Origin of the sequence: Frankia sp. AgKG'84/4 (genome assembly GCF_023242965.2) — a bacterium.
Lineage (GTDB): Bacteria > Actinomycetota > Actinomycetes > Frankiales > Frankiaceae > Frankia.
In genome coordinates, this window is record NZ_JALKFU020001304.1 from 1 (window position 1) to 2,132 (window position 2,132).

Genomic DNA, 2,132 nt, shown 5'->3' on the forward strand with positions numbered 1-2,132 from the left:
GTTGGTGCGGCTGGCGGGGGCGCAAGGACGGTGCGCGTGCCGCTCGGGCGGCTGGTCGGGGCCCGGTCCGGGGACAAGGGCGGCAACGCGAACGTCGGCCTGTGGGCCCGCGACGACGCGACGTTCGGCTGGCTGCGGTCCACGCTGAGCGTCGAGCGGTTCCTCGACCTGCTGCCGGAGGCACGCGGCCTGCCGGTTCGCCGCTACGAGCTGGCGAACCTGCGGGCGCTCAACTTCGTCGTCGTCGGCCTGCTCGGCGAGGGCGTCGCCGCCTCGACCCGACCCGACCCCCAGGCCAAGGGCCTCGGCGAGTACCTCCGGTCGCGCCACATCGACGCCCCCGCCCACCTTCTCCCCGCCGAGCACCGATCCACCGGCGACGTCCCCGCCGGCACGGCCCCGGCCGACACCGGCCAGCTCAGGTGATCAGCATTCCGCCGTCGACGGGGAGCAGCACGCCGGTGATGTAGGAGGCGGCGTCACTGGACAGGAACACCGCGGCCGCGGCGAGTTCGCGCGGGTCGCCCGCCCGGCCCGCCGGCACCCGGGCCGCGAGCTGCCCGTCGAGGTAGCCGGGCTGGTACTGATCGACCATCTCGCTGGGGAAGAAGCCGGGGGCGAGCGCGTTCACGCGGATGCCCTTGCGCCCGGTCCACTGCTGGGCGAGGTCCCGGGTCAGACCGATGATCGCGGCCTTGCTCGCGCTGTAGGCGGCCTGGGGCAGGCCGGCGGTGGTGGAGCCCAGCACCGAGCCGATGTTGAGGATGCTGCTGCCGGGGCGCATCACCCGCCCGCAGGCCTGCGCCATCCAGTAGGAGCCGTGCACGTTCACGTCGAGGACGTGGCGGAAATCGGCCGGCTTCTCGCGGATCGCCGGGTGCGCGGAGCCGACGCCGGCGTTGTTGACCAGGATGTCGAGGGCGCCGAAGGTCTCCACGGCGGCGGCGACGACCCGGTCGCAGTCCTCGACCTTCCTCACATCGGCCTCGAGGGCCAGGCAGCGGCGGCCGGCGGCCTCGACGAGCCGGGCGGTGTCGGCGAGCCGGTCGGTCCGGCGCGCGCAGATGACCACGTCCGCGCCGGCCTCGGCGAACCCGACGGCGAACGCGACCCCGAGGCCCGAGGAGGCGCCGGTTATCAACGCCACCCTGCCCGCGAGACTGAAGCGTTCGAGCATGGTCGATCTCCCTTCCCGCCGCGCGCGCCTGGCGCGAACCACGGGACACAGTAAACGCTGTTCGCGTCGCACTCCGCCGCTCGCGGCCAGCGGCCGGGGCCCGTGGAAGGCGACAGTGCGGAGCGACCGAGGTACGTCGATAGCACCCACTATGTGATCCCCGCTACACCCGCCGAGCCTCTCCATCATCCGCGCGGACCCATGTCCGCCGCCACCGTCCTGACCGACTGACAGCCGCCGCCACCGGAAGCCACCGGCCAGGCGCCGATATCCAGCCGGCCTTCTCCCCGCGACTTCACGTGCTATGTTACGCCAGTTACAGTCCCTCCGCAGCACCTCCCACACGGCGCCTTGGAGGGCGTCATGGATTCCGACGAACCAGCGGTCATCGTGTCCGCGGACTGCCCCGCGGGGGCATCGCTGCTCGGTTTTCGGGACTATCTCGTGCGGGAACGGCACGACGATTTCGACCGGTGGTCACGGGAGTTCATGAATCCGTGGCAGGACCTCGACGAGCTCTATGCGGACCGTAACTGGGACAGCGCCGAAGAATTAGCGGTGATCGCCCAGACCAAGGCCATCGCGGATCTCCTCGCCGACAGGGCGCGGCGCGTCGGCGGCCTCGACGCCATCGACTCCTACCGGTTCGTCGCCGACCTGCCGACCTCGACCGCCGCCCGGATCGGGCCGTCGTCCGCCGAGGTCCTGGCGACCGCGTGAGCAGCGACCTGGCCCTACCTCGCGGGCGCGGGCCCGCCGCCCGAGGGCGGCGCGAGGAGCCCGTCGACGAGGGCGCGCAGCATGACGGTGAACGTCCTGGCCCGGTCCGGGGTCCGGGCCAGAGCGAGCACCGTCTCCTCGTCCAGGCCCGGGCCGGGGGCCGCGCGGGGGGCCCGCCCGCCCGCCAGCTCGGGCGCGCCCACCGCGCCACGCCCCCCCGAGCCGTCCTCGCCGC

General features: G+C 73.4%; 4 protein-coding genes. 2 read left to right on the forward strand and 2 right to left on the reverse strand.

From position 1 onward, the window contains the following. A partial coding sequence (locus tag MXD58_RS29895; RefSeq protein ID WP_518478720.1) for an AtuA-related protein occupies window positions 1-426 on the forward strand: 426 nt, incomplete at its 5' end. Here the strand turns inward: MXD58_RS29895 and MXD58_RS29900 are convergent. Further along, entirely contained in the window at window positions 419-1,177 is a 759-nt protein-coding gene (locus MXD58_RS29900; RefSeq protein WP_248840428.1) for an SDR family NAD(P)-dependent oxidoreductase, read from the reverse strand. The two genes, MXD58_RS29895 and MXD58_RS29900, sit on opposite strands and share 8 nt — an antisense overlap. A gap of 363 nt (window positions 1,178-1,540) precedes the next feature. Between MXD58_RS29900 and MXD58_RS29905 the strand changes: the two genes are divergently transcribed. Further along, window positions 1,541-1,897 (forward strand): hypothetical protein, encoded by a 357-nt coding sequence (locus tag MXD58_RS29905; protein ID WP_248840429.1) that lies wholly within the window; start codon window positions 1,541-1,543, stop codon window positions 1,895-1,897. 14 nt (window positions 1,898-1,911) lie between these two features. On the opposite strand, the gene MXD58_RS29910 is transcribed toward MXD58_RS29905, so the two are convergent. After that, window positions 1,912-2,132 (reverse strand): hypothetical protein (locus tag MXD58_RS29910; RefSeq protein ID WP_250611495.1); only part of this gene is annotated, 221 nt, incomplete at its 5' end.